The following is a 24,248-nucleotide window of genomic DNA, read 5'->3' as shown; positions in this document are numbered from 1 at the left end:
GGCTCTCTCATGTCTTCATCGACTCTGTACGGCGGCGTCTCCGGTCGCCGCGTCACCGTGCGCGACCTCGCCGCGGCCAAGCAGCGCGGAGAGCGGTGGCCCATGGTCACCGCCTACGACGCGATGACGGCCCGCGCGTTCGACCAGGCGGGCATCCCGGTCCTGCTGGTGGGCGACTCGGCCGCGATGGTCGTCTACGGCCACGACTCCACGCTGCCCGTCACCGTCGACGAGCTGCTGTCGCTGACCGCGGCCGTGGTGCGCGGCTCCTCGCGCGCCCTCGTGGTGGCCGACCTGCCGTTCGGCTCCTACCAGTCCTCGCCGGGGCAGGCACTGGAGTCGGCGGCCCGCTTCATGAAGGAAGCGGGCGCCCACGCGGTCAAGCTGGAGGGCGGGCGGCGCATCCTGCCCCAGGTCGAAGCCCTGGTGTCGGCGGGTGTCCCGGTGATGGCGCACCTCGGGCTGACGCCGCAGTCGGTCAACGTGCTCGGCGGCTACCGCGTCCAGGGGCGCGGCGAGGACGGCGAGGAGCTCATGGCCGACGCCAAGGACCTGGAGCGGGCCGGCGCCTTCTCCGTGGTCCTCGAATGCGTGCCCGCCGACCTGGCCGCACGGGTGACCACGTCGCTGACCATCCCCACCGTCGGCATCGGCGCGGGCCCCGGCACGGACGCCCAGGTGCTGGTCTGGCAGGACCTCATGGGCCTCACGCCGCGCCCGGCCGTCTTCGTCAAGCAGTACGCCGACCTGGCCGGCGACCTGGACCGCGCCGCCCGCGCCTTCGCCGACGACGTGATCACCGGCGCCTTCCCCGCCCCCGAACACACCTACCGCTAACCGTTCACTGAGTTTCAAGGGTTGTCAGTGATTCGCCCGGTGTGGGCGAAGGTCCCCGTCTGATCCGGGCAGCAGATGCCCGGTGCGGGGTTGACGTTTCACGGCCACCTGCCCCGCCAGGCGGGGTCTTACGGTCGGCTCCACGTCCGTTTCGGGTCTCCGGGCCACTCCCGGCGACCGTACGCTCCACCAGCGAGGCGAGGTTGAGCGCGGCGTTCTCGTCGCGATCCATCGACAGGCCGCACCCCTCACAGAGGTAGGTGCGCACCCGCAGCGGCAGTTTGGTTTTCACCGCGCCGCAGGATGAGCACGTCTTGGAGGAGGGGAACCAACGGCCGGCCACCAGCAGTCGGCCGCCGTTCCAGGTGGTCTTGTAGGCGAGCTGGCGGCGGATCTCCCCGAAACCCGCGTCGGAGAGGGCGCGGGCCAGCCGCCGGTTGCGGACCATCCCGGCCACGTTGAGGTCCTCGACCACGATGGTGCCGTAGGTCCGTGCCAGGCTGGTGGTGAGCTGGTGGATGCCGTCACGGCGCAGCGCCGCCACCCGATGCTCGGCCCGGTTGCGGGCGGCGTTGGCGCGCAGCCAACGGTTCGACGGCCGTTGCCGGGTACGCCGGTCCGGGCCGCGTTTGCGGGAGGCCGCCCGCGACAGGCGGCGCAGCCTGCGTGCGGCGGCGTCGAGGTGGCGGGGGTTGGCGATCGTCGGGCGTCCGTCGGAGAAGACCGCCAGGGTCTTGATGCCGAGGTCCACGCCGATCACCGCGTCCGGCCGGGCAGGCAAGGCCACCGCATGTTCGGTGTGCACGGTGAAGCTGACGTGCCAGCGGCCCTCCTGCCAGCGCACCGTCGCCGAGGCGATCCGCGCCCCTTCGGTGAGCAGGCGGGCGAGTTTGCCGACCGGCTCATACGTTTTGATCCGGCCCAGCACCGGCAGGACCACGTGGGTGTGGCCGTCCAGCCGGATCGTCCCGGTGGTGAACCGCACCGACCGGGCCGCACGGCGTTTGGACTTGAACCGGGGAAAACCCACCTTCGGGCCCTTACGCTTACCGCTCTTGGAGTCACGCCAGTTCGCCAGGGCGTCGGCCAGGCGGGCCAGCCCGCACGCGTAGGCCTCCTTGGAGTTGCCCGCCCACCACGGCGCCACCTCGTCCTTGACCTGGTTCCAGCGTTTGCGCAGGTTGTACATGGACCACGACAGGGCCGGGGTGAGCCGGTCCTCGGGGATGCCGTAGGAGCGTTCGGCCTCCCGCTGCGCCAGATTCGCCTTCACCTGCGCCAGGCCCCAGTTGAACGCCACCCGCACCGCCCCGCAATGCGACGCCAGCGCGGCGGCCTGGCGTGCGGTGGGGTCCAGCGCGAAACGGTAGGCCTGCACGACCTGCACGACGCACCCCCTCCCTCGCACATTCGAGAGTGTGTGCGAACGACTTTACCAGCATGACCGCACACCGGGTAAGGCTTTGCATGCGCATGGTGACGATGGAGGGATGGGGCAGGCAGCGCCGGCCAGAAACGGCGCCAAGCCGCAGGCCCTCCAGCACTTCGCCATGCCGTCCGCCAGCGAGCAGACCACTGAGCCGACCCCCGGATCACCAGGTGACACACCGCGATCACGCTAGAGAAAACCAGATGAAGACTGACGAACACTGATACGAACCACAGCAGTTACCAACCCCGCCTCGGCCTCCCCCTCCGGAGGGGGAGGCCGAAGTGCCGGCCTGGCGGCATCGGAACCGCGCGCCACTCGTCATCCCTGGCGGTGGACCGGCCTGGCGGTGGACCGGCCCGGGGTTAGCTCCGGCCGTGGGCCAGGGTGGCGGGGTCGGTGTTGGCGCCGCAGACCAGCACCGCGACCCGCTCGCCGGGCTCGGGGACGTACACACCTGCCAGCAGCGCCGCGTACGCGCTCGCGCCCGCGTGCTCGGCGATCAGGTGGTGCTCCGCCCAGAGGGTACGGCGCGCTGCCACGATGGCGTCGTCCGTGACGAGCACGCTCTGCGCGCCGGCCCGGGAGAGGATGCCGTAGGCCAGGTCGCCGAGCTGGGTGGCGCCGAGCGCGTCGGCCGCGATCCCGCTCACCTCGACGGGCACCGGCTCACCGGCCTTGAGCGCCTCGTGCAGCGTCGGGATCCGCTCAGGCTCCACGGCGACGAGCTTGGGCCGCCCGGCGGTGCCCGACGGGCCGCCGAGGATGCCGGAGCCCACCGCCACGCCGGCCGCGAAGCCGCCGCCGCCGACCGCCACGACGATGGTGTCCACGCCGCCCGTCTGGGCCATCAGCTCCAGCCCGGTGGTGCCCTGACCCGCCACCACCTCCGGCTGGTCGTAGGCGTGCACCTTGAGCGCGCCCGTCTCGGCCGCGCGTTTGGCCGCCGCCTCCGCCGCCTCGGAGTAGATGGTCCCGGTCTGGGTGACCTGGGCGCCGAGCGCGCGCAGCCCGGCCAGCTTCACCGGGCTCGTCACCTCCGGCACGAAGATCTCCGCCCGGACGCCGAGCGCGCGGGCGGCGTAGGCGACGGCGAGCCCATGGTTACCGCCGCTGGCCGCGATCACACCGGCCTCCGGGAGCTCCCCCGCCGACAGGATGCGGTTGAACGCCCCCCGCACCTTGAACGATCCCGAGTGCTGGAGCTGCTCCAGCTTGAGAAACCGCCCCGGTGCGCTTTCGAGCACGGGTGTGCGCAGCACGTGCCCGCCGATGCGCTCGGCCGCACTCACCACGTCCTCGTATGACACCGTCATCACCAATTGCTCCTTCGATCGTCCGCTCGGGCTCCCTCAGTTCTACGCCAGCGCCTGTTCGAAGTCGGCCCACAGGTCCTCGGCGTGCTCGATGCCGACGGCGACCCGCACCGTACCCTCGCTGATCCCGTGCTTGGCCAGCTCGGCGGCGCTCAGCGCGCGGTGCGAGGTGGTGGCCGGCTGCAGGATGAGCGTCTCGACACCGCCCAGCGAGGGAGCCAGCAGCGCCAGCCGTACCGAACTCATGAACTTCTCCCCCGCCGCGCGCCCGCCGGCCAGGTCGAAGGCGAACACGCCGCCGAAGTCCGGCAGCAGTTTGCCCGCGAGCTCGTACGACGGGTGCGTGGGCAGGCCGGGCCAGTGCACGGCCGCCACCGCGGGGTGGTCGGCGAGGCGGGTGGCGAGCAGCCGGGCGTTGGCGCAGTGCCGCTCCATCCGCAGCGGCAGCGTCTGCAGGCCGCGCAGGGTGAGCCAGGCGGCGAACGGGTCCGCCGACGCGCCGAGGCTGATGGCGAAGTGCCACACCTTCTTGTAGAGCGCGTCGTCGGCGAAGACGGCCATGCCGCCGACGACGTCGGTGTGCCCGGACAGATACTTGGTGGTGGAGTGGATGACGATGTCGGCGCCGTGCTCGATCGGGCGGCAGAGCATGGGCGTGGCGAAGGTGTTGTCCACCACCGAGACGAGGCCGAGCTCGCGCGCCACCGCGAACATCCCCGGCAGGTCGGCGACCTGGCACATCGGGTTGGCGATGGTCTCCAGGTAGACGAGCCTGGTCTCGGGGCGCACCGCGGCGCGCAGGGCGGCGGGGTCGTCCTCGGGCACGTAGCTGACGGTGACGCCGAACCGGCCGGCCAGCTCGTTGATCATGGCGGCGGTCCCGCCGTACAGGGCCTGCTGCGCGATGAAGTGGTCGCCCGGCTTGAGCAGGCCGAGCAGCACGATGTTGACGGCGCCCATGCCGGATCCGGTGGCGATGGCGCCGCTGCCGCCCTCCAGGCCGGAGATCGCCTGTTCGAGGGAGCGGACGGTGGGGTTGGTGTATCTGCCGTAGACGAACGGGCCGTCCGGGCGGCCCATCGCGGTCGCCATCACCTCGGGGTCGTCGAAGACGAAGCCGGAGGTCTGATAGATGGGCACGGCGATCGGGCGGCTGCCCTCGATGATCGGCTGAGGCAGGTGGACAGCCCTCGTCTCGGGGCGGTAATCGGTCATAACAGTAAGAATGTCCGTGAAAGCGGACCTAAAGCAGATCCAATCAGGCAAAATTGGTTCATGAATGAGGCCAATGCCGATGACGTGGTCGACCGGCTGGGCCGCTGGGCGTCCGGCCGCGGGCCGCTCTACCTGCTGCTCGCCGCCCGTCTGCGGGCGCTCATCGACGACGGCGTGCTGCCTCCCGGCCTCCCGCTGCCGCCGGACCGGACGCTGGCCGGGCGGCTGGCGGTCGGCCGGGGCACCGTGGTGGCCGCCTACGACCTGCTGCAACAGCAGGGCCGCGTGGTGCGCCGCCAGGGCAGCGGCACCCGGGTCGCCGCGCTGGACCTGCCCGCCACCCGCAGCACCGACGGGGTCGAGGCCAACCCGCTGCTCCTGCACATCCTGCACCCCCCGGACGGGGTGCGGCTGCTGACCTGCGCCGCGCCGGACGAGCCGCCGCCCGAGCTCGCCCAGGCGTACGCGGAGGCGATCGAACACCTGCCCGGCATGCGCGATCTGGGCTACCAGCCCGCCGGGAACCCGGCGCTGCTCGCGGCCGTGGCCGCCTACTACTGTGACCGCGGCCTGCCCACGACCACGCGGGAGATCATCGTGACGACCGGCGCGCAGCAGGCGCTCACGCTGCTCGCCGGTCTGCTGGTGTCGCCCGGCGACACGGTGCTGACCGAGTCGCCGACGTACCCGGGGGCGATCGAGGTGTTCCGGCACGCCGCCGCGGTCGTCCGCCCCATGACCGTGGACCCGCCCGGCCTGGCCGCCGCGCCGCGTGAGCGGCCCACGCTGGTCTACACGGTGCCGACCGCGCGCAACCCCACCGGCTCGGTCATGGACGCGGGCACCCGCAGGCGCCTGGCCGCGTTCGCCGCCGAGCACGACGTGCCGCTGATCGAGGACGAGGTCTGCGCCGAGCTGTGCTTCGACGGCCGGACCCCCGCTCCCGTCGCCGCCTACGCCCGTGGCGAGCAGGTCATCACGATCTCCTCGCTGAGCAAGGCGGTGTGGGGCGGGCTGCGGATCGGCTGGATCCGCGCCTCCGCGCCGCTCATCTCCCGGCTGGCCCGGCTGCGCGCCGTACACGATCTGGGCGGTGAGGTGGTCGGCCAGCTCGCCGCCGCCGCGCTGCTGGCGCGGCTGGAGGACATCCGGCGGGCGCGCGTACGCACGCTGCGCGCCCGCCACGACCACCTGTGCGCCGAACTGCGCGCCCACCTGCCGTCGTGGTCGTTCGAGCCCGCCCAAGGCGGTCAGACGATCTGGGTACGGCTGCCGCGCGGCGAGGCCGGCTCCTTCGCGCAGGTGGCGCTGCGGCATGGGGTCGCGGTGCCGCCCGGCAGGTCGTTCGACCCGCTCGGCGGCCATGAGGACCACCTGCGGCTGCACTTCCTGCTCCCGCGGGCCGAGCTCTCGCAGGCGGTACGCGCGCTGGCCGCCGCCTGGCGGGCCTACGACGGGACCGAGCGCCCCGCCTCCCGCCACACCCTCATCGTCTGAGCGGGAAAGGATTCGATCCCCCCCGCCGGTACGAGGCGGTGAAGGCGCGCCGCTGCGCCGTGAGCTGACATGGCCGTGGGGCGGGCGCGGGGTGCGGCAGAGTTGGGCGTATGACGTTCGTGCTCGTACACAGTCCCAGCGTGGGGCCGGCGACGTGGGCGCCGGTGGCGGCGGCGCTGGAGCGCAGGGGGCACGCGGCCGTGGTGCCCGACCTGACCGGGGTGACGGCCGGCGGCGGCCCCTTCTGGCCGAGGGTGGTGGAGGCGGTGCGCGCGGCCGCGCCCGAGACGCCCCTGGTGCTGGTCGCGCACAGCAACGCGGGGCTGTTCCTGCCGGTGGTCAAGGAAGGGCTGGGCGAGCGGGTGGTGGCGTGCGTGTTCGCCGACGCGCACCTGCCACCGGCGAGCGGGCTGGTGCGGGCCGGGCAGGAGGCCTTCCTGCCGTTCCTGCGCGAGCTGGCCGGCCCGGACGGGGTGCTGCCGCGCTGGACGGACTGGTGGAGCGAGGAGGACGTCGCGCCGATGTTCCCCGCCGACCCGGCCGTGCGGGAGCGGGTCGTGGCGGAGCAGCCGCGGCTGCCGCTCGGCTTCTACACCGAGCCGATCCCGGTGCCCGCCGGCTGGGACGCCGTCAGATGCTCGTTCCTCTGGTACGGCCCGCCGTACGACACGGTGGCCGAGGAGGCGCGGCGGCGCGGCTGGCCGGTGCTGCGCACGCCCGGGAGGCATCTGCACCAGATCGTGGATCCCGAGGGGGTTACCGACGCCCTGCGGAAACTGTCGCGGAAGTCGTGAATTCTTCACTGCCGTCCGGAGCGCGCCGCCGACATAGTCGCAGGCATGACAGCGATTCGGGTCCACGACCTCAGGAAGAGCTACGGAGACTTCGCCGCCTTGAAGGGCATCTCGTTCGAGGTGCCCGCCGGTGAGATCTTCGCGCTGCTCGGCAGGAACGGCGCGGGCAAGACCACGGCGGTGGAGCTGCTCGGGGGCTTCCAGCGGCCCGACGGCGGGACCGTACGGGTGCACGACCTCGACCCGGTCGCCGATCGCGCCGCCGTACGGGAGCGGACCGGCATCATGCTGCAGGAGGCCGGCTTCTTCCCCGACCTGACCGTGGCGCAGACCGTCGACACGTGGCGCGACTTCACCGCCGCGCCCCGCCCGCGCGGGGAGGCGCTGGAGCTGGCCGGTCTGGCCGCGAAGGCGGGCACGAAGGTGCGCCAGCTCTCCGGCGGCGAGAAGCGGCGCCTCGATCTGGCGCTGGCCCTGCTGGGCGGCCCGGACGTGCTCTTCCTGGACGAGCCGACCACCGGCATGGACGCCGAGGGGCGCCGTGACACCTGGGAGGTGGTGCGCGGCCTGGCCGCGCAGGGCACCACGATCCTGCTCACCACCCACTACCTGGAGGAGGCGCAGCGACTGGCCGCCTCGATGGCGATCCTGGACGAGGGCGAGATCGTCGCGGCCGGTGGGATGGCGGAGACGCTCGCCGCCCGCGGCGGCCGGGTGGCGTTCCGGCTGCCCGAAGGCGTGCGCCCGGCGGACCTGCCACTGCCGGTCACGTTGGAGGGCGAGATCGCCGTCTGCCGGGCCGACGACCCGGACCTGGCCGCGCAGACGCTGCTGACCTGGGCCGCCGGGCGCGGCCTGCGGCTGACGGGCCTGGAGGTCCGCGCGGCCAACCTCGAAGACCTCTTCCTCGACCTGACCAGGAGCGCCCGATGAGCGTCGCCGCCACCTACCGGCTCGGCACCCGCCTGTTCTGGCGGGACCGCACCATGCTGTTCGCCTCGGTCGTCACCCCCGTGGGGCTGGCCGTCGGGCTGCCGGTGCTCATGAGCAACGTCCGGCCCGGCCAGGTCTCCGAGGTCGCCCAGCTCTTCCACGGCATGCTGGCCGTCCTGCTGGCGATCACCGCGTTCATGAACATCGTCGTCGCCCTGACGAGCCGCCGCGACCAACTGGTGCTCAAGCGGCTGCGCACCACCCGACTGACCGACGCGCAGATCCTGGCCGGCCAGCTCGCCAGCACGGTGACGCAGACCGTGGGCCTGATCCTGCTGTCCATGGTGGCCGTGCGGTTCCTCGCCGACGTGCCGTTCCCGCCGGACCCGCTGCTGTTCGGCGCCGCCATCGTCGCGGGCTCCGCCGTGATGGCCCTGCTCGGCGCCGCCTACACGGCCGCGATCCCGCGCGCCGAGCTGGCCGCCGCCTACACCATGCCCATCTTCCTGATGGCCGGGGTCGGCGCGGGCGCGATGGGACCGATCCCGCTGCCTTCGTTCGTAGGGACCGCGCTGGACCTGCTGCCGACCGCGGCCGTGGTGGACGCCGTCTCCACCGGCGCCGTGGTCCAGCCCGCCCTGGACCTCGCCGCCTGGGCGGTGATCGGCGCCGTGGCCCTGAGGCTGTGGTTCCGGTGGGAACCCCGACGGTCATAATCGAGCCGTGACCTCCACCTTCGCACGGCGCCTGGCGACCGGCCTCATCACCGGCGTGGCCATCACCTACTCGCTGCCGGGGCTGGTCTACGTCTTCATGGGCCCGATGTACGGCCTGGTGGCCTGCCTCGCGATGCTCGGGGTCGTCTCGCTGCACTACCTGAACATGCGGGCCGGGCTGCGAGGTGAGCGGCCCCCGCTGTTCCCGCTCACCCTGATAGGGCAGGCCGTCGTCACCTACCTGCCCGACTTCCTGCTGCCCACCGGCTACTCCGCGCTGGCCGCGCCCATGCTGGCCGGAGCGGTGCTGGTGCTGCTGCCGCTGCGCTGGGGCGCCGCCGCGGTGACCCTGATGGTCGCCTACGAGGGCGTGGCCCTGTTCGTCGGCCTGCCCGCCATAGTGATCACGCTCTTCTACGCCTCCTCGGTGCCCATCACCGGCGCGCTGACCTACGCGCTGGTCCGCCTCGTCCGCGTCTCCGCCGACCTTCAGGAGGCCAGGGCCGAGCTGGCGGAGGCGGCGGTGCTCAAGGAGCGGCTGCGCATCTCCCGCGACCTGCACGACGGCCTGGGCCGCAGCCTCACCGCCATCGCGCTCAAGGGCGACCTGGCCTCCCGGCTGCTGGATCGCGACCCGGACGCGGCCCGGGGCGAGGTGGCCGAGCTGGTCAAGGTGGCCAGGGAGGCGGCCCAGGACGTACGGCAGGTGGCGCGCGGCTACCGCGAGCTGACGCTGTCCGGCGAGGTGAACCGGGCCGTGGCGCTGCTGGAGTCGTCCGGTGTGAGCTGCCAGGCCCACCTCACCGACACCCGGCTGCCGAAACGCTCGGACGAGACGCTGGCCTGGGCGGTGCGTGAGGCGGTCACCAACGTCCTGCGGCACAGCCTGGCCACCACGTGCACGATCACCACGTCGGCGGACGCGGGGCGGCTCCGCCTGGAGGTGGCCAACGACGGCGTCACCGGTGATCGCGCCCCGGCCGGCGGCGGCCTCACCAGCCTGGCCGAGCGCGCGGGCCAGGCCGGCGGCACCCTCACCGCCACCCCCGACGGGACCGGCTTCCTGCTGGCCGTGGAGGTCCCGGCATGAGACCGGACAGTGGTCGTACCGGCACGGAAGTGGACGGCGGAGGTCCCCGCATGAGACCGGACGGTGGTCGTACAGCATGATCAGGGTGCTGCTCGCGGAGGACATGCACATGATCCGGGCCGCTCTCACGGCTCTGCTGCGGCTGGAGCCGGATCTCGACGTGGTCGCCGAGGTCACGCGGGGTGACGAGATCGTGCCCGCCGCGCTGGCGGCCCGCCCCGACGTGGCGGTCCTGGACATCGACCTGCCGGTCGTGGACGGCATCACCGCCGCCGCCTCGCTGCGCGAGCGGCTGCCGTCGTGCCGGGTCCTGGTGCTCACGGCGCTGGGGCAGCCGGGTCAGGTGCGGCGCGCGCTCGCGGCCGGCATCGAGGCGTTCCTGGTCAAGGACGCGCCCGGCGACCAGCTGGCGGACGCCATCAGGCGCACCGCGGCGGGCCTGCGCGTGCTGGACGCCGAGCTGGTGTCCTCGGCGATGGAGTACGGCGAGAGCCCGCTGACGCCGCGCGAGTCGAGCGTGCTGAAGGAGGCGGCCATAGGCTCCTCCGCGGAGGAGACCGCCTCCCGCCTGCACCTGTCGCCCGGCACCGTGCGCAACTATCTGACGGCCGCGATCACCAAGACCGGCGCCCGGAACAAGATCGACGCCATCCGCATCGCCGAGGACGCGGGCTGGCTCTGACGAAACGGCCGTCAGATGTCGGTGATGCGCAGGCCGGCGTGTGCCTTGTAGCGACGGTTGATGGAGATCATGTTGGCGGTCAGCGCCTCCACCTGGAAGGCGTTGCGCAGGCGGCCGCCGTAGACGCCGCGCACGCCGGGGATGACGTCCGCCAGGGCCCGCACCGTGTCGGTCGCCTCGCGGTCGTCGCCGAGCACGAGGACGTCCAGGTCCACCTTCTCCACGGCCGGATCCATCAGCAGCACGGCGGACACGTGGTGGAAGGCCGCGACCACCCGGCTGTCCGGCAGCACCGCCGCGGCCTGCTGGGCGGCGCTCCCCTCCGCCACGGGCAGCGCGTAGGCGCCCTGCTTGTCGAACGCGAGCGGGTTCACGCAGTCGACCACGATCTTGCCGGCCAGCTCCGTGGTCAGCGACTCCAGCAGCGCCTTGTGCCCGTCATACGGCACCGCCACGATCACGATGTCGCACCCGGCGGCGACCTCGGAGTTGGTGGCACCGCTCGCGCCCGCCCCGATGGAGTCGGCCGCCTCGCCCGCCCGCTCGGCGCTGCGTGACCCGATCACCACCCGCAACCCGGCCATGGCGAACCGTCGCGCCAGCCCTTTGCCCTGGTCACCGGTGCCGCCGAGAATGCCGATGGAAAGTCCGCTCACGTCAGTCATAAGCCAGATCATGCCAGCTTCGCCTCCGGCGGGCTCCGCCGGGCCCGCCGGAGCGGACCCGGTAAGAGCACTCGTCAGCAGTTGCCGAAGGCGGGCAGCCCGTACAGGCGCAGGGCCAGCCACTCGACGGCCAGGGGGCCGCCCTGGACGGCGCCGAGCACGTGGCTGTTCGCCGACAGGGACGCCCATCGGGCGTTCACACCGGCGGCGCAGTACTGCGTGCGCAGGGCGGCGCCGACCGCGTGCGGGATGGTCTCGTCGCCGCGCGCGTGGTAGAGGAACATCGGCGCCCGGGGCGGCGTCGAGCCGAGCCGGTTCTCGGCGAGGCGGGCCAGCCACTTGGGCTGGTTGAGCAGGTCGACGGTGCTGAGGTCGGCGAAGCGGAGGCCGGCCAGCTTGTCCAGGTCGCCCACGCAGTCGTCGGCGGCGTCGGCCAGCAGGGCGCGGCCCCGGTCGTTGAGGTCGGCCTCGAGGTCGAGCTCCGGGTAGGCGGCGTCGAGTCCGATGCCCGCGGCGGCGGCCAGGCCGAATCTGGCGGTGCCGTCCAGGTGGTCGGCCACCGCGTGCAGGTCGGCGGGGACGCCGCCGGCGGCGACGCCCTTGAGCCGGAGGTCCGGGGCGTAGGAGGGCTGGAGCTGGGCGGCCCAGCCGGCGGACGCGCCGCCCTGCGAGTAGCCCATCACGGCCACCGGGGCCCGGTTCGACAGGCCCGCGCCGGAGACGCGGGTGGCGGCCCTGATCGAGTCGAGCACGGCGTGGCCCTGGGAGACGCCCGCCATGTAGGTGTGCGTGCCGGGGGTGCCGAGGCCCTCGTAGTCGGTCACGGCGACGGCGAAGCCCTTGAGCAGGAACAGGCTGATCAGGGCGAGCTCGGCCTCGCGGCCCGCGCGCATGCTCGCCGACGGCGCGCACTGGTCGCCGAGGCCGTGGGTGCCGGTGGCGTAGCCGACGATGGGCCGGGTGCCCAGGGGATAGCGCGCCTTGGGCACCAGGAGGGTGCCGGACACGGCGTTGAGCGAGCCGGTCGCGGAGGTGGAGCGGTAGACCAGGTGCCAGGCGTTGACCGGCACCTCCAGCAGCCGGCCGGGCAGCAGGTAGACGGTGGTGGGCGCGGCGGAGACCACCTCGCCCGCCGTGGCGGCGCGTGCCGGGGCGGCGACGAGGGAGATGATCAGGAACAGGATCGCGGACACGCTGACGCGGACACGAAACTTCATGTGTGCCGTCTCTCTTGAGGGATGCGCTCACGGGACGGCGGCGCCGCGAAACCGATCGTTACCCGCTGGTAACCAGCTGTCAAGAGCCCGAATGACGGTATAACGAGATGGATTGTCAGACATGTGACGCCCGAATCCGGGAGGAAACCGGTTACCAACCGGCGCATGTCGTGCACCATGGGTTCATGGACTCAGGATCGGTGGCCTACCTGCGCGATCTCCTCGCCGAGACCGGCTGGGTCGAGCGCACCCGCGAGCTCGGCCGCGCCCTGCGCACCACCCGCTCCCCTGGCGGCCTGCTGCTGGTCGGCACCCCCGACGAGGAGCCGTGGCACCTGACCGCCCATCTCGCCGACGAGGCCCGCCTGGCGGACCTGCCGCAGCTCGCCCCCACCCTGGTGCGCTGGGCGCCCTCGGCCGGCGCACCCCCGCACCTGCGGGTCGGCCTCGACCGCATCCGGCGGACCCGGCGAGGCGAGACCCTGTTCGTGGTGGCGGAGCAGAAGGCGCCGGTCCCCCTCCTCGAACGCGTCGACGACGCCCGCCGCACCGGCGCCACCATCCTGGCCCTCGAAGGCGCCGACCGGGAGCTGTCCGGCCTGGCGCACGACGCCATCGCCATCCCGGCGAACGGCCCGGTCAGCTTCGACGGCGCCCAGCACCTGGTGAGCGCGGCCGCGGGTGAGATCCCGCAGCGCCCCGGCCTGCGCGAGCGGCTGGCCCGCCTGCTCGACCGGGTCAGCGGCCCGCGGGTGTCCGAATAGCTCAGCTCTCCTGCGGCTCGGTGGTGCGCAGATGGCCGCGGAGGGTGGCGTCCAGCCTGGCGGTGGCGGCCTCGACGATGCCGATGACGATCGCCTGCACCGGGTCCGGCTCCCCCGACCTGGTACGGCTCACCCGGGTGACCACGTCGATCCGGCGCGCCCCCACGTCCCCGAGGTCGCTGACCCGTACCTCGCCCTCGGGCACGTCCAGCAGGGCCAGCGTCGGCACGATCGCCACCCCGTGACCCGCCGCCACCAGCGCCAGCGTGGGCCCGAACTCGCCGATCACGTGCACCTTGCGCGGCTCGAAGCCGTGCAGCGCGGCGAGCCGGTCCAGCGCCTGACCGCAGGCCTTGCCGGGCTCGCTGGCCACCCACGGCACGTCGGCCAGGTCGGCGAACCCCTTCGGCTCGGGCCATCCGGGCGGCACCACGATGCGGTACTCGTCCACGAAGAGGGCGCGGGAGGTCAGTGAGGGCTGGGCGGGCTGGGGCAGGCTCATGTCCCGCTCGGTGATCAGCACGTCCACGACGCCGTGTCTGAGCTCCTGCAGGGCGGGCGGGCCGTACACCTCGTGAATGGAGGGAATGATCTTGGGGTGGCTGTCGGCGAGCTCCCGCATGGCCGGGACCAGGATGTGGTGGATCACCGTGGCGAAGGCCGCGATGCGGACCGGGCCCGCCAGCCGTTCGGTGAAGCGGGTGAGCTCGCGCCTGGCCTCGGCCAGCTCGTCCTCGACGCGCTCGGCGTAGCCGGCCAGGACGCGGCCCGCGGGAGTGAGCGAGACCCGGCGCTGGGAACGGTCGATGAGCGCCAGCCCCACCTCCCGCTCCAGCTGGGCGAGCTGCTGGGAGACCGCCGAGGAGGTGAGGTAGAGGGCCTCGGCCGCCCGCATGACGCCACCCCGGCGCGCCACTTCGTGGAGGATTCGTAACCGGCGGGGGTCGATATCCATGCGGCCGAGCTTACGCTGACGTTCAGCGATGATTAGTCGCGCTTCGCGCGCTGACGACGGGTCGGCGTGGTCGCCTCACCCGAACGAAGAGGGCGCATGATCGTCGAGCTCAGCCATCGCATCGCCGAAGGCATGGTCACCTATCCGGGGATCCCCGGGCCGCGGCTCGGCGTGCACCTCAGCCGTGCGGACTCCCGCGAGGTGTACGCGCCCGGCACCGAGTTCCACCTCGGCACGATCGCGCTGGCCGCCAACACCGGCACCTACCTCGACACTCCCCATCACCGCTACCCCGACGGCCCGGACCTGTCACAGGTGCCGGCGAGCAGGCTCGCCGACCTGCCCGGCCTGGTGGTGCGGGCCGAGGGCACGCGCGAGGTCCGGCTCAGTGAGAACTTGGACGTACGCGGCCGCGCCGTGCTCATCCAGACCGGCTGGGACCTCCACTTCGGCACCGAGAAGTACGCCGACGAGCACCCCTACCTCGCCCCGGAGTCGGCGGCGTGGCTGGCCGAGCAGGGTGCCGCGCTGGTCGGGATCGACTCCCTGAACATCGACGACACCCCGCACCGAGGCGAGCGGCCGGCACACACGCTGCTGCTGAAGGCGGGCATCGTGCTGGTGGAGCATCTGACGGGCCTGTCGGCACTGCCCGACGAGGGGTTCCGGTTCCACGCCGCGCCACCGATGATCGCCGGCCTGGGCACCTTCCCGGTACGCGCCTACGCCGTGCTGCCCTAGCCCAGAAAGCCACGGCAGTCAGAAAGCACGTCGGCCAGGAAGCCGCGGTCAGTCGTCGTCCAGGTCCGCCTCATCCCACGCCTTGTTACGGTCGGCCGCGCGCTGCAAGGCGCCGGCCGCCTCCTGCTCGCTCGCATAGGGGCCCATCCGGTCCTTGTCAGGGCAGCCCCGGTCGGGCTCGACGCGCATGTGCTTGAGGCAGAACCACCATTGGCCATCGCTCACGTCATCGATTCTGCCCCGTAGACTCGTGTTTCATGACGACACTGCTCCAGCCCGGCCGAATTTCGCCCATGCGAAAGGTTCCCGCCCAGATCGAGCGGCCGGAGTACGTCGGCAAGAAGCGCCCCAAAATCGACGAGTCCGACATCAAGACCCCCGAGACGATCGAGCGCATGCGCGTGGCCGGCCGGATCGCCGCGCAGGCCCTCGAAGAGGTCGGCAGGCACGTGCGCCCCGGCGTCACCACCGACGAGCTCGACCGGATCGGCCATGACTTCCTCGTCGACCACGGCGCCTACCCGAGCACCCTGGGCTACAAGGGCTATCCCAAATCGCTGTGCACCTCGATCAACGAGGTGATCTGCCACGGCATCCCCGACGACACCGTGCTGCGCGACGGCGACATCGTCAACGTCGACATCACCGCCTACATCGGTGGCGTGCACGGCGACACCGACGCCACCTTCCTGGTGGGCGAGGTCGACGAGGAGTCCCGGCTGCTGGTGGAGCGCACCCGCGAGGCGACGATGCGGGCGATCAAGGCGGTGGCCCCCGGCCGCCAGCTCAACGTGGTCGGCAGGGTCATCGAGGCGTACGCCAAGAGGTTCGGCTACGGCGTGGTGCGCGACTTCACCGGCCATGGCATCGGCACGAGCTTCCATTCCGGCCTGATGGTGCCGCACTACGACGACCCCGCCCTGCGGGTGGAGCTGGTGCCCAACATGACGTTCACCATCGAGCCCATGCTGACGCTCGGCACGATCGACTACGACATCTGGCCCGACCAGTGGACCGCCGTGACCAAGGACCGCAAGCGCACGGCCCAGTTCGAGCACACGATCGTGGTCACCGAGACGGGCAGCGAGATCCTCACCCTCGCCTAGGCAGCACACCCGTCACCGTCGTGCCCTCCCCGCGCACGCTGTTGACCGTCAGAGTGCCACCGAGCTCCGCGAAAGCGGCCCGCATACGGGCGATGCCCCGGGCCGCCTTCGCGGTGTCGAATCCCTGGCCGTGATCGCTGACCGTCATGCGCAGGCCACCGGCGCCCACGGTCACGGCGATCGACACGGCGGCGGCGCCACTGTGCGACTCGACGTTGGCCAGGGCCTCTCTCATCGCCGCGAGCACTCCCCCGGCGGTGCTCGGCGACACGTCGGCGGCGGGCAGCGCCCAGACCTCGACGGTGATCCCGGTCCGCTGCGACCAGTCGGACAGGCAGGCTTCGAGCGCCTCGGCCAGGCTCTCCCCCTCGCGCATACGTGTGTCTTTCGTCAACCCGAACTCCGCCTTCCTGAGGCCCGAGCAGGCGCCGGTCTGCACATGACCGGCTCCACATGTGACGCGTATCCCCGCCGATCGGACGGCAGGCGACCCCCCGGCTGCCTCATGGGGAAAGGTTACCCGCCATGCCAGAAGCGTATAGATCGAAGATAGGAGGCCATGCCCGTACGGTTATGGCATGCTCAGGCCACGTCTTTTCGGATGGCGCGTACGACGCCGGCCGCCATCGGGACGATGATCCAGCAGAGCACCGACACGGCCAGCCGGGCGGCTTGATCGCCGGTCAGGGCGCCGGCCGTCAGCGGCGCGGTGGTGGTGCCCAGGTCGAGCCATGCGGCCAGGGTCTCGCCGGTGGCGCCGAGGCGGCCGATGGCGCTCCAGGCCATCGTGGACGACAGGCAGATCACGATCGCGGCCGGCGCGTTCTGGAGCAGCAAGCCCAGCGCGAGCCCCATCGCGACCACCAGCACGCACCCCGCGGTCCAGCCCAGCAGCGCGCGCGGATCGACCGCCCAGTCGGCCGGCGCCTCCCGGACGCCGGCGACGACGGCCGTCACCGGCACCGCCACCAGGATCGCGAACAGGCACGCGGCCACCGTCACCAGCAGCGGCGGCAGGCACTTGGCCAGCAGCACCCGCGAGCGGCGCGGTTCGAGGGTGAACGTGGTCAGGGCGGTGCGGTGGCTCCACTCGCCGGTCACCGTGAGGATGCCGAGCACGGGCAGCAGCGTCCCGAACCCGATCCCGGCCGTGCCGATCAGCATGCCGAGCCGCGGACCGGCCGTCAGGCCCCGACCGGCGATCAAGGCGACCGTCAGGACGATCAGGATCACGGCCATGACCTGGCCGCTGCGCGTGTCGAAGAGCTTGCGGGTCTCCACCGCCACCAGGCGGCGGAACGGGATCGTGCTCATGCCGCGCTCCGATCGGCGTCGGCGGTCAGTTCGAGAAAGGTCTGTTCGAGGCTGCGGCCCTGGTTGAGCTCGGCGACCGTGCCCTCGGTGAGCACCCGGCCGCGGCCGATCATCACGATGTGGTCGGCGACCTGCTCCACCTCGTGCAGCAGGTGCGAACTGAGCAGCACCGAGCAGCCCGCGGCGGCCATCTCGCGCAGCAGCCCGCGCATCCACTGGATGCCCTGCGGGTCCAGGCCGTTGGCGGGCTCGTCCAGGATGAGCACCCTGGGGCGGCCGAGGAGCGCGTGCCCGATGCCGAGCCGCTGCCGCATCCCGAGCGAGTAGCCGGCGATCCGCCGCCGGCTCTCCTTGCCCGTCAGGCCGACCCGGTCGAGCACCTCTCCGACCCGCGACCTGGGCAGGCCGAGGACCATCGCGCCCAGGGTGAGGACCTCTCGCCCGGTGCGGCCGGGGTGCTGGGCGCCCGCGTCGAGCAGCGAGCCGACGTGGTAGGCGGGGCAGTCCAGCTCGGCGTACGGCCGGCCGAGGACGGTGGCCGAGCCGGCGGTGGGGCGGGACAGGCCGGACAGGACGCGCAGGGCCGTCGACTTCCCCGCGCCGTTGGGGCCGAGGAAACCGGTGACGCACCCCGGTTCGACGGTGAAGGACACGTCGTCGAGCGCCCGTACACCCCGGTAGGTCTTGCTGACATGACTGAACTCGATCATGTGTCCAGTCCATCGGACGCGGGCCCGAGCGGCATCGGACCCAGGTCCATCGATCCTGGCCTCGCGGCCACCGGAGGTAGACCCAGGTCGCTGACGCCTACGTCATTCGCCCTTGTCCGCGCGGTTGAGGCGGGCCAGGTAGTCGTTGTAGGAGTTGAGCTCCGGGTCGCCGCCCGGGGAGCGGTCGGCCTTACGGTCGCTGCGCCGGGCCGTGCGCTCCTCGCTCTGGTACCACTGCGCGGCGATGGCCAGCAGCACGATCAGGGTGGGGATCTCGCCGAAGCCCCAGGCGATGGCGCCGCCGTTCTGCTGCTCGCGCAGCAACGACTCGCCCCAGGTACGGTCGAGCTGCTCGTACCAGCCGGAGGCGATGACCGAGCCGGTCATCATCAGCGCGATGCCGAAGAAGGCGTGGAACGGCATGGTGACGAACAGCAGCAGCAGCCTGCCGACGTGCGGCAGGCGGTAGGGGCCCGGGTCGATGCCGATGACCACCCAGAAGAACAGGCAGCCGCTCAGCAGGAAGTGCAGGGTCATGATGATGTGCCCGAGATGCTCCTGCATCGCGGACTCGAACAGCGGCGTGAAGTAGAGCGCGTAGGTGGAGGCGATGAAGATCGCGGTGGCGATGGCCGGATGCCCGGCGATCTTGACGAACCTGCTGTGCAGGATCGCCGTCAGCCACTCGCGCGGCCCCCGGTCGCCGCGCTTGGCGGCGGGCTTGAGCGCGCGCAGGGCGAGGGTGACGGGCCCGCCGAGGACCAGGAAGATCGGCACGATCATGGCGAGCGTCATGTGCTCGATCATGTGCACGTCGAACATGACCTTGGCATAGCGGGCCAGGCCGCTCTGCGTGGCGATGACCAGGATCAGCACGCCGATGAACCAGGACACGGTGCGGCCCTTGGGCCACGAGTCGCCGCGCCGCGCGAGCCTGATGACGCCCGCGCCGTAGAGGCCGGCGAGCACGGCGGCCACGATCGCGAAGAACAGGTCGAACCACCACAGGGAGGCGATGTTCGCCAGCGAGATGGGCGGCGGGACCGGGTAGCCGAGCAGGTCGAAGGCTCGGCCGGCGGGCAGGCTGACGGGCGGCGGGGGCGTGCGCGCCAGCGCCACGGCCAGGCCGACGGTGGCGAGCATGAACAGCAGCTCGCCGCCGGCCAGCCGGGCGAACGCGCGCGGCCTGCCCGCGGTGAGCTCCACCAGCGTGCGCTGCCGGTGCCACCAGCCCACGTAGCCGAGCAGCACGAAGGCCACGATCTTGATCACGATCAGCACGCCGTAGCTGGACGTCCACAGGTCGGACACGTCGGCCAGCCGGGCCACCACACTCGCCAGCCCGGACACGCCGACCCCGGCATAACACCACACGGCCATCCGGGAGAAGCGGTCGGCCGCCACGTCGAGCTGCGGCTTCTTCAGCAGGGCGTGCAGCGCGAGCACCGCCAGCCCGCCGACCCACAACGCCAGCGTGAGCAGGTGCAGCGCCAGACCGGTGGTGGCCAGGCCGTGGTTGGGCGAGGACGCCGAGTGCCCGGTGAGCGCCGGCGGCAGCAGCGCGGCCAGCGCGAACAGCAGCAGCGCGCCCGAGGCTCCGGCGGTGATGGCGCCCCGCGAGAACAGCGCGATCGACACGCCGAACAGCAGCACGAGGGTGAGCGCGATGCCGGGGCTCTCCTGGGTGGCGTAGCCGACCAGGAAGCTGCGGTTGAGGATCTCCGGCACCGACCTGGCCCACACGTCGGAGACGCTGAACACCATGGTGAGGAAGGCCGCCCCGGCCCAGGCCAGCGCCGCCCACGAGGCGGCCCGGACATAGCCGAGCGCGGTCTTGCCGAGCATGCCCTTGTCGTTGGGCAGCAGGAGTGTGGCCGCCAGCAGCAGGCCGACGGTGGTCAGACCGGCCACGTCCAGGAACAGCTTGGAGATCGGCAGCCCCCAGCGCGTGACCACGCCGGAGGAGGGCACGCCCAGGATGATCCGGGGGAAGGCCGCGCCGCCGGCGATCATGGCGATCACCAGGCCGGCGACCGCCGCGACGACCGCCGCCAGCCCGAGCCGGGCGGCTCTGGTCATGGCTTCTTCTTCCGCGCGCTGAGCAGGAACCCGACGCCGATGCCGACGAGCGCGCCGACGACGACCAGCAGCCAGATCGGGAACGAGGTCGTGGCCTCGTTCTCGGCCGCCACCGGCTCGGCCGAAGTCTCGGCCGGCGCCTGGGCCGGTGACGCTTCGGGAGAAGCGGCCGGGGCGGCGGACTCGGTGGCTTCGGGGCTCGCCGCCGTCGGCGACTGCGACGGCGTGGCGCCCTTCACCGTGAAGGGGATCTCGCCCTCGATCGGGTGCCCGTCGGAGGAGACCACCCGGTAAGCGATCACATACTTTCCGTCGGACAGCTCGCCCTTGAGCTTCTGCGTCACCACCGGCCCGTCCAGGTCCGGCTTACCGGCCTGGAACTGGGCCTCACCGGCACCGCGCACGATGACGAACGGCATCCGCACACTGCCGGTGAACTCCAGCGTGACCTCGTCGAGAGTCTTGACCGTGGCGTCCTTCGCCGGGTCACTGCTCTTGAGCGCGTCGTGAGCCAGAGCGGGCGCGGCGGTGGCGAGCACGAACAGGGCAGCGAGAATCGCGGCGGCGGCCGCGAACGGGGATTTCTTCATGGCACCCCAAGGCTACCGACGCGTCCGCCCGGTCCGGACTCGACCGCTACAATTCGCCCTCCGCGATCCGCTCCCTACAGTCCGGCACAGGCCAGTGCGCGCTCATAGGCCTCGACCGCGCCGTCGGCGTCGCCCATGTGCTCCAGCGTCTCGGCCGTGGCGAGCCACGAGCCCGCGGACTGGTAGGAGGAGGGCAGCGGCGTCAGCGCCTCACGGATCCGCTCCAGGTGCCGCCCGGCCTTGGCGACGTCGCCGCGCACGCTGTGCGCCCGCCCCAGCAGCAGCTGCGTCTCCGGCACCTGGTTCATGCCCGAGGCCGACAGCAGTTCGTCGGCGGCGTGCCCGTGCTCGATCGCCTTGTCGATCTCGCCGGTCATGAACTCGACGCTGGCCAGCTCGGTCAGCGCCCGCGCCCGGTCGATCACGCTGGTGGAGCTCTGCTCCTGCTCGCTGATGGCGCGCTTGAGCTGCTGGGCCAGCTTGGCCGCCTCCTGCGGCTGCACGCGCCGCTTGAGCTGCGCGTGCGCGACCCGCATCTTGGCCAGCAGGCGCGGCTGCTCGGTCTCACTCATCAGCGCCAGGGCGCGCTCGGTGAAGACCAGGGCCTCCTCGCGGTGGCCGGTGTGCTCGGCGGTGTAGGCGGCGTTCCAGTTGGCGGCGGCCATGGCCCTGGGGGTGCCGAGCGCCTCGGCCGCGTTGAGCAGCTCGGCGGCGAACTGCCTGGCGCGCAGGTGATCGCCGCGCACGAGGTAGGCGGCCAGCAGGGTCGCGCCCAGCTCGACCAGCAGGTCGGACCAGCTGGGCCGGGCCGAGGCGCCCAGGACGCGCTCGCCGATCTCGACCGCCTCGGTCAGCCGGTTGCTCTGGCGGTAGACCCGGCACAGCGCGATGGCGACCTCGATCCGACGGTCCGTGGGCAGCTCCTCGCTCTGCAGATGGTGCAGGATCTCGATCGCGCCGTCGCGGTCGCCGCACGCCTCCGTGGCAAGGGCCAGGCCGAATTCGGTGTCTTGACGTAGTGACGCGAGACCTGTCAGGTTGTTGTCCGCAAGCAGCTCGGCGAAGCGGGAGCGAGCCTCCTGGACTTCACCGTTCTCCAGCGCCAGCCTGGCGTAACCAAGTGAGAGCTCGATGTCCTCCATCTGCTCGGCGGTGACGCCGTTGATGAGGTACGAGAGCGAGCAGTCGAGTTTCTGGGCGAGCAACTCCAGAACAGCAGGAGTGGGGGTACGCTTGCCACTCTCGATCAAGGAGACATAGCTGTCAGACAACTCGGGATGCGCGAGCTGGGCCTGAGACAGACCACGCTGCCGCCTCACCGTCTTGATACGGAGTCCGACTAGGTCAGATGTGGTCACGGTCGCCACTCCCTGAGATGATAAGTTCCGAGCAAAACCCGCAGATCGTCGAGGGAGATCCTCATGCGTACGCGCCTTACCCTGTCCGCACTCGTTGCCTTGCTCGCGGCCCTCGTGGCCGTCGGCAGCCATAGTACGGCCGCAACCGCCACAACGTCTGCCCCCTCGGCCCCCATGGCCGCCATGGTCGACGAGCTGTGCTGCTGAGCCATGACCTGGGCAGTGGCGCCTCAGCCGTCCCAGCCGACGAGCTACACGGTGTCCACCTGAGATTTGACGCTAACATTTCTTCTCTATAACGACCATATGCTCTCCGCCAGACCCCGCTGCGCAGCGGTTCTTCGCTGTTCCAGGATGATCCGGCCTACGCTGCCGTAGCCCGGACGGTCTGCTTTCGTGTGGGGAGTCGTACGGCTGACGACCTCGGCCTTCTCGGCCCCGTGTCCGCCGCAGGCGGCGCGGTGATCGACCTCGGCTCCCCACGCCCCCTCCTGAGCGGTCAGCCGGCCTTGAGCGCCAGGAAGAAGTCCACCCGGTCCGCCATCGTGGACAGATCCTTGCCGGTGAGCTCCTCCACCCGTTTGACCCGGTAACGAACCGTGTTGACGTGCACGTGCATCCGCTCGGCGCAGGCGTTCCAGGACCCGGCGCAGTCGAGGAAGGTGCCGAGGGTGCGTACGAGCTCTGACTGGTGTCGGGCGTCGTAGGCGCGCAGCGGCCCCAGCAGGCGGTCCGCGAACGAGGCGCGCACGTCACCGGGGACGGTGGCCAGCAGCAGCGCGTGGGTGTAGATTTCGTCGCTCGTCGCCACCCCGCCCGACCGGGCCCGGGCCAGCCGCACCGCGTGCCCTGCCTCGTCGATGCCCCCCTTGAGCGCGGCCGCCCCGATCAGCGCGCCGCTCATCCCCACGCTCGCGCGCATCCCCGGCAGCGCGCCGAGCACCTCGGCCCCCGCGCGCAACCGCCCGGCCAGCTCCGCCACGGTCCGTCCACGCAACGGCACCACCGCCACCGCCCCGTCACCGCCCACCCCGTCACCGCCCGCCCCGTCGCCGCCCGCCGCGGCGACCACCTCCCGCCCGAGCAACTCCTCCAGAATCCACCCGTCCAGCAGGTCCCCCTCCCCCCGCCGCCCGCCCACCACCGCGCCCCCTCCGGCCCCGGCGCCCGAACCGGCGCCGCTGCCGCCCGCGGACGCATCACCTCTCGACCCCGCACCGCTCCCGCTCCCCGCACCCGGGCGGGTGCCGGCGCTCGGTCCCGCACCGCCGCCGCTCCGCGCACCCGGGCGGGGGTCGGCGCTGGGGTCCGTGCCGGCGGTGACGATGGTGTACGGCTCGGTGTCGGTGAGGCCGCAGGTGCGCAGGCGGGCGCTGAGCTCGGCCGGGTCGGCGCCGGACGTGGCGCCCTGGACGAGGCGGGCGATGAGGCGGCGCTCGACCCGTCGTCCTTCCTCCATCCGGCCGCGTTCCAGCTCGACGCAGGCCGCGAGCTCGTAGCCGAGGTCGGGGCGGTCGAGCAGGTCGCCGTCGCAGGCCAGCGCCCAGCCCGCCGCGCGGTGGCCACGGCCGACGCCGAACACGGTCTGTCCCCCGGCCAGGCAGGGCAGCCGGGGCGCGGTCAGGTAGGCCCGCGCCAGCCGTACCGGATCCTCCGGGGAGCCGATGATCACCTGGCCGACGGCGGAGACCACCGCGCCCGTGACGCCGAGCTCCGCGGCGGTCAGCGCGAACAGCTCGGGCAGGCCGCCGTCGGCGACGGCGGCGAGCAGGCGGCGGTGGCGGCCGAGCGCGTCGCGGGCGTCGCCCGACAGGCGCGGCGTCACCAGCTCGGTCAGGGCGGCGAAGGAGGTTTCGGTGGGCACTTCCAGCAGCGGCAGGCCGGCCTGCTCGCAGGCGCGGACCAGGTCCTCGGGCACGTGTCCGAGGTGGGCCTGGCCGGCGCCGAGCGCCGCCACCCCGGCCTGCGCCAGGGCGGCCACGAAGCGCGCGGAGTCGGCGGGCGAGTGCCGCCACATCAGCCCGGTCAGCACCAGCTCGCCGCCCGACAGGTAGCGGCCCGGTTCGGGCAGGTCCGTGATGTGCACGGTGCCGAACGTGCGGCCGGGGTCGCCGGCGAGCAGGCTGAGGCGCAGTTCCTCGATGGCCAAAAGGTCACTTATCCGCACTTGGAGGAATATACAAGTCGGCCGGTCAACCCCTTACCCCGATTTCACGCCGCGCGCATTCCGGGTGGCGGGC

At 72.2% G+C, this 24,248-nt stretch carries 24 protein-coding genes; 10 read left to right on the top strand and 14 right to left on the bottom strand.

The genetic code is table 11. From position 1 onward, the window contains the following. Window positions 1–9 precede the first annotated feature (9 nt). Window positions 10–837, top strand: a complete 828-nt coding sequence (gene panB, locus OHA68_RS29340) for a 3-methyl-2-oxobutanoate hydroxymethyltransferase (RefSeq protein WP_327103159.1) — start codon at window positions 10–12, stop codon at window positions 835–837. 4 nt (window positions 838–841) lie between these two features. On the opposite strand, the gene tnpB is transcribed toward panB, so the two are convergent. The 3 genes from tnpB to OHA68_RS29325 form a co-directional block, all read right to left on the bottom strand. Continuing rightward, entirely contained in the window at window positions 842–2,224 is a 1,383-nt protein-coding gene (gene tnpB / locus OHA68_RS29335; RefSeq protein ID WP_327103158.1) for an IS607 family element RNA-guided endonuclease TnpB, read from the bottom strand. 407 nt (window positions 2,225–2,631) lie between these two features. Then, complete coding sequence (locus tag OHA68_RS29330; protein ID WP_327103157.1) at window positions 2,632–3,582, bottom strand: threonine/serine dehydratase; 951 nt, start codon at window positions 3,580–3,582, stop codon at window positions 2,632–2,634. Window positions 3,583–3,624: 42 nt separating this feature from the next. Next, window positions 3,625–4,797 carry a trans-sulfuration enzyme family protein gene (locus OHA68_RS29325; RefSeq protein ID WP_327103156.1) on the bottom strand — a complete coding sequence of 391 codons (1,173 nt, stop codon included), beginning with the start codon at window positions 4,795–4,797 and terminating at the stop codon, window positions 3,625–3,627. Between the two features lie 60 nt (window positions 4,798–4,857). Between OHA68_RS29325 and OHA68_RS29320 the strand changes: the two genes are divergently transcribed. The 6 genes from OHA68_RS29320 to OHA68_RS29295 all read left to right on the top strand — a co-directional run bounded on the left by OHA68_RS29320 (window position 4,858) and on the right by OHA68_RS29295 (window position 10,509). Next, window positions 4,858–6,294 (top strand): aminotransferase-like domain-containing protein, encoded by a 1,437-nt coding sequence (locus tag OHA68_RS29320; RefSeq protein WP_189143227.1) that lies wholly within the window; start codon window positions 4,858–4,860, stop codon window positions 6,292–6,294. 110 nt (window positions 6,295–6,404) lie between these two features. Beyond that, a complete protein-coding gene (locus OHA68_RS29315) occupies window positions 6,405–7,088 on the top strand; it encodes an alpha/beta hydrolase (protein WP_327103155.1) in 684 nt (227 codons plus the stop codon). Between the two features lie 45 nt (window positions 7,089–7,133). After that, window positions 7,134–8,021, top strand: coding sequence for an ABC transporter ATP-binding protein (locus OHA68_RS29310; RefSeq protein WP_327103154.1), 888 nt, complete (start codon window positions 7,134–7,136; stop codon window positions 8,019–8,021). Continuing rightward, on the top strand, window positions 8,018–8,737 hold the full coding sequence (locus OHA68_RS29305; RefSeq protein ID WP_327103153.1) for an ABC transporter permease: 720 nt from the start codon (window positions 8,018–8,020) through the stop codon (window positions 8,735–8,737). The genes OHA68_RS29310 and OHA68_RS29305 overlap by 4 nt, the downstream gene beginning before the upstream one ends. Before the next feature lie 7 nt (window positions 8,738–8,744). Continuing rightward, entirely contained in the window at window positions 8,745–9,827 is a 1,083-nt protein-coding gene (locus tag OHA68_RS29300) for a sensor histidine kinase (RefSeq protein WP_327103152.1), read from the top strand. Between the two features lie 76 nt (window positions 9,828–9,903). Further along, window positions 9,904–10,509 (top strand): response regulator transcription factor, encoded by a 606-nt coding sequence (locus tag OHA68_RS29295; protein ID WP_327103151.1) that lies wholly within the window; start codon window positions 9,904–9,906, stop codon window positions 10,507–10,509. Between the two features lie 11 nt (window positions 10,510–10,520). On the opposite strand, the gene npdG is transcribed toward OHA68_RS29295, so the two are convergent. Beyond that, window positions 10,521–11,174, bottom strand: a complete 654-nt coding sequence (gene npdG / locus OHA68_RS29290) for an NADPH-dependent F420 reductase (protein ID WP_327103150.1) — start codon at window positions 11,172–11,174, stop codon at window positions 10,521–10,523. A gap of 74 nt (window positions 11,175–11,248) precedes the next feature. Continuing rightward, the gene (locus OHA68_RS29285) at window positions 11,249–12,391 is read right to left on the bottom strand and encodes a lipase family protein (protein WP_327103149.1); all 1,143 of its coding nucleotides are present in this window, start codon (window positions 12,389–12,391) and stop codon (window positions 11,249–11,251) included. 185 nt (window positions 12,392–12,576) lie between these two features. Between OHA68_RS29285 and OHA68_RS29280 the strand changes: the two genes are divergently transcribed. Further along, on the top strand, window positions 12,577–13,155 hold the full coding sequence (locus tag OHA68_RS29280; protein WP_327103148.1) for a hypothetical protein: 579 nt from the start codon (window positions 12,577–12,579) through the stop codon (window positions 13,153–13,155). A gap of 1 nt (window position 13,156) precedes the next feature. On the opposite strand, the gene OHA68_RS29275 is transcribed toward OHA68_RS29280, so the two are convergent. Next, window positions 13,157–14,110: a LysR family transcriptional regulator gene (locus tag OHA68_RS29275; protein ID WP_327103147.1), complete on the bottom strand. Its 954-nt coding sequence runs from the start codon at window positions 14,108–14,110 to the stop codon at window positions 13,157–13,159. Window positions 14,111–14,206: 96 nt separating this feature from the next. Here OHA68_RS29275 and OHA68_RS29270 point away from each other — a divergent pair, with 96 nt between their 5' ends. Further along, entirely contained in the window at window positions 14,207–14,851 is a 645-nt protein-coding gene (locus OHA68_RS29270; RefSeq protein ID WP_327103146.1) for a cyclase family protein, read from the top strand. A 48-nt stretch (window positions 14,852–14,899) separates the two neighbouring features. Here OHA68_RS29270 and OHA68_RS29265 read toward each other — a convergent pair whose 3' ends face one another. Next, a complete protein-coding gene (locus tag OHA68_RS29265) occupies window positions 14,900–15,076 on the bottom strand; it encodes a hypothetical protein (protein WP_189143216.1) in 177 nt (58 codons plus the stop codon). 32 nt (window positions 15,077–15,108) lie between these two features. Between OHA68_RS29265 and map the strand changes: the two genes are divergently transcribed. Then, window positions 15,109–15,957 carry a type I methionyl aminopeptidase gene (map, locus tag OHA68_RS29260; protein ID WP_327103145.1) on the top strand — a complete coding sequence of 283 codons (849 nt, stop codon included), beginning with the start codon at window positions 15,109–15,111 and terminating at the stop codon, window positions 15,955–15,957. Here map and OHA68_RS29255 read toward each other — a convergent pair. The 7 genes from OHA68_RS29255 to OHA68_RS29225 form a co-directional block, all read right to left on the bottom strand. Beyond that, window positions 15,944–16,351: a sensor histidine kinase gene (locus tag OHA68_RS29255; protein ID WP_327103144.1), complete on the bottom strand. Its 408-nt coding sequence runs from the start codon at window positions 16,349–16,351 to the stop codon at window positions 15,944–15,946. The two genes, map and OHA68_RS29255, sit on opposite strands and share 14 nt — an antisense overlap. A 188-nt stretch (window positions 16,352–16,539) precedes the next feature. After that, window positions 16,540–17,271, bottom strand: coding sequence for a hypothetical protein (locus tag OHA68_RS29250; RefSeq protein WP_327103143.1), 732 nt, complete (start codon window positions 17,269–17,271; stop codon window positions 16,540–16,542). After that, entirely contained in the window at window positions 17,268–17,981 is a 714-nt protein-coding gene (locus OHA68_RS29245; protein WP_327103142.1) for an ABC transporter ATP-binding protein, read from the bottom strand. Before OHA68_RS29245 ends, OHA68_RS29250 begins: the two co-directional genes overlap by 4 nt. A gap of 102 nt (window positions 17,982–18,083) precedes the next feature. Further along, a complete protein-coding gene (locus OHA68_RS29240) occupies window positions 18,084–20,060 on the bottom strand; it encodes a bifunctional copper resistance protein CopD/cytochrome c oxidase assembly protein (RefSeq protein WP_327103141.1) in 1,977 nt (658 codons plus the stop codon). Beyond that, complete coding sequence (locus tag OHA68_RS29235) at window positions 20,057–20,650, bottom strand: copper resistance CopC family protein (protein WP_327103140.1); 594 nt, start codon at window positions 20,648–20,650, stop codon at window positions 20,057–20,059. Before OHA68_RS29235 ends, OHA68_RS29240 begins: the two co-directional genes overlap by 4 nt. Window positions 20,651–20,724: 74 nt before the next feature. Then, window positions 20,725–22,008, bottom strand: coding sequence for a helix-turn-helix transcriptional regulator (locus OHA68_RS29230; protein ID WP_327103139.1), 1,284 nt, complete (start codon window positions 22,006–22,008; stop codon window positions 20,725–20,727). Between the two features lie 499 nt (window positions 22,009–22,507). Beyond that, window positions 22,508–24,175, bottom strand: a complete 1,668-nt coding sequence (locus OHA68_RS29225; protein ID WP_327103138.1) for a PucR family transcriptional regulator — start codon at window positions 24,173–24,175, stop codon at window positions 22,508–22,510. Window positions 24,176–24,248: the final 73 nt, after the last annotated feature.

It is taken from the genome of Nonomuraea glycinis (assembly GCF_035920485.1).
Classification (GTDB): Bacteria; Actinomycetota; Actinomycetes; order Streptosporangiales; family Streptosporangiaceae; genus Nonomuraea; species Nonomuraea glycinis.
The sequence above is the reverse complement of the archived record's forward strand: the minus strand, read 5'-3'. Positions and strand labels throughout refer to the sequence as shown.